Genomic DNA, 2512 nt, shown 5'->3' with positions numbered 1-2512 from the left:
TATATTGGGCTTTTTAAATTTTCTTACCACTTTTTGCCACAAGTTTTAGGATTCTATGATAGTTTGGATAGAAATGCGATGTATGATGGCAAAGATTTTGATAATATGTATATGACAAGCTTTTTGCAAGGCTTGATTGATAGATTCGGTGGCGCACAAGCGGTGGAGATTAATGGCAGTTGGTGCGAGATTGATTTTAAGAGTGATTTGGAGGTAGGATATTGAAAATTTCTATTATTATTCCTCTATTCAATACTGAAAAATTCATTGCAAGGGCATTGGAGAGCTGTATAAAGCAAACTTATTCTAACATAGAAATCATTGTTGTAGATGATAAGTCAGAGGATAAAAGCATAGAAATCGTTAAGCAATTTTGTCAAACAGATGAGAGAATACATTTGATAGAAAATGATAGCAATCTAGGTCCCTTTGTGTGTAGGAATAAAGGGGCAATATATGCTAATAGAGGGGGGGGGCAGATTCTAATGTTTTTAGATTCTGATGACACTTTGGAGAAAAATGCTTGCGAAGAAGTTGCTTTGAGCTTTCAAGAGGAGATAGATTTATGTATTTTTCAATTTAAGCGTCAAGAGGGAGAAAGACAATATCAAGAAAACTCTTGGTTTAATCGGGATTTATCTTTAAATCTTGATGAATTTGAGAAATTGTGGATTGATAATGGAGGTAGCAATCTCATTAACTCTCTGTGTAATAAGGCATTTAGAACAGAAATTTTTATCCAAAACTTTGAAGAAAATCTAAAAAATATTCAAGAGAGGCTTTTAATGGCAGAGGACGCAATCGTGAGTGTATCTTATTTATCCTATGTCAAAAAAGTCAGGCTTTTAAACCAGTCCCTTTATATTTATTATGTCAATGAAAATTCAACAACTCAAGAAAAGACGAATTTATCTAAAATTGCTTTATGTTTGCAAAATTTGCTTTTTGCAATAAATTTTTTAAAGCATTTGCCACAGATTCCTTTGAAAAGTCATAATGTATTCATTGGAATAGCAGTTTGCAACCTTAAAATTCATTATTTAGATTTGCAAAAGAGCATAAACAAAGGCTTTTTCTGTCGTTTAGGGCTTAAAATCAAAAGAAAAAGAGTAAAGATTCTTAAAAGCAGATTGCTTAAATCTCCATTTTAAAGGTTTTTTGAATGTTTCATATTGTTTTTAGTGCTGATGAAAATTATATTCCATACACTGCGGTTTTGATTGCAAGTATTGTCCAAAACACCGACACTTCAAAGGGGTTTGAAAGACTTTGCCAATCCTCTAATATGGGGGATAATAGCGCAATTAGGAATCTTAAAGTGGAATCCTTGAGCAAGAGGCAAGAGGGTTATATTTTTCATATTTTAAGCGATTCTGTGAGTGAGCAAGCAAGGGAGAAGCTAAAGGGGCTTGAAAAGTCCTTGACTGAAATTTATCCTTGCACAATCCAAGTGCATATTATGCAAGAGTTTGATTTTAAGCAATTTCCCAAGTGTGGTGCGGCACATAGCAATTATTTGCCTTATTATCGTTTAAAAATGGACGCTTTTTTGAATAGGGAAGTTGAAAAATGCCTTTATCTGGATTCGGATATGCTATGCTTGTTTGATATTAGGGAGTTGTTTGCGCTAGATTTAAGTGATAAGATTGTCGCTGCTGTGGGGGATTGTGGCACGAAAAACCGCAAGATTAAATTTGTGCAAAAAGGGCAAAAAAAACTTCATTTTTTTGACGAAAATTACTTTAATTCCGGATTTTTGCTCCTCAATGCCAAAGAATACAGAAAAGAGAAAATAGAAAAAAAATGCGAGGAGTTAGCCTCTTGCTGCACTTATATTACCGCAGCAGACCAAGATTTACTCAATGCTACGATTCCGCAGGATAAAGTGCTGAAACTCCCTTTTGCCTATAACTTTCAGACGATTTGCTTTTGCTATTGTATTTGCAAAGATGAGAATCCCAATCGCTTAAACTACACAAGGGCAGAATTTACAGAGAGCTTCAAAAGCCCCAAGATTCTACACTTCGGCGAAAAGCCTTGGAAATATCTAAAGTCTTATGCGGATAGCAAGGGCAGAAATATCAGTGCGCTTTGGTGGGATTATGCGGCTAAAACCCCTGCATTTGGGCAAGAATTGCTAGCAAGCAAAGAGAAAGCGCAGGATTATTTGATTCAAGCAGGGCTTGGAGCGGAGGCTTTGGAACACTATAAAAGCCTATTTGGTATTTTTAAAATCCGCTCATTGATAGCCAATCCGCAAGAGGATTTGAAGGTGTTGCAAAGTGCAAATGGAATCCCTGATGAGGCTTTTGGGCTTTGTCTGATTGTGGGGGAGATGATTTTCTATGCAAGGAGGAGAAAACGGGGAGCATTAAGTGTGCTTTTGAAAATCCACAAGGTGCAAAAAGCCTTTTTGAAATATCATCATCTCTCAAGAATGGAGTAGGCTTTCGCACCCTTGCGCGTCATTGCAAATGCAAGTTTTGCAATCCATAATATGATATTTCGTTTA

General features: G+C 35.9%; 2 protein-coding genes and 1 pseudogene. All 3 read left to right on the top strand.

Going from position 1 to position 2512, the window contains the following annotated elements; translation table 11 throughout:
- A pseudogene (locus Q1553_RS05195) lies at window positions 1-225 on the top strand (sugar nucleotidyltransferase); the annotation flags it as partial.
- Window positions 222-1151, top strand: coding sequence for a glycosyltransferase family 2 protein (locus Q1553_RS05190; RefSeq protein ID WP_297570482.1), 930 nt, complete (start codon window positions 222-224; stop codon window positions 1149-1151). The pseudogene Q1553_RS05195 and the gene Q1553_RS05190, both read left to right, overlap by 4 nt.
- Window positions 1152-1162: 11 nt before the next feature.
- A complete protein-coding gene (locus Q1553_RS05185; protein WP_300668245.1) occupies window positions 1163-2446 on the top strand; it encodes a glycosyltransferase family 8 protein in 1284 nt (427 codons plus the stop codon).
- Window positions 2447-2512: the final 66 nt, after the last annotated feature.

Origin of the sequence: Helicobacter sp. UBA3407, assembly GCF_949747025.1 — a bacterium.
In the GTDB taxonomy this organism is placed as follows: domain Bacteria; phylum Campylobacterota; class Campylobacteria; order Campylobacterales; family Helicobacteraceae; genus Helicobacter_D; species Helicobacter_D ganmani.
The sequence above is the reverse complement of the archived record's forward strand: the minus strand, read 5'-3'. Positions and strand labels throughout refer to the sequence as shown.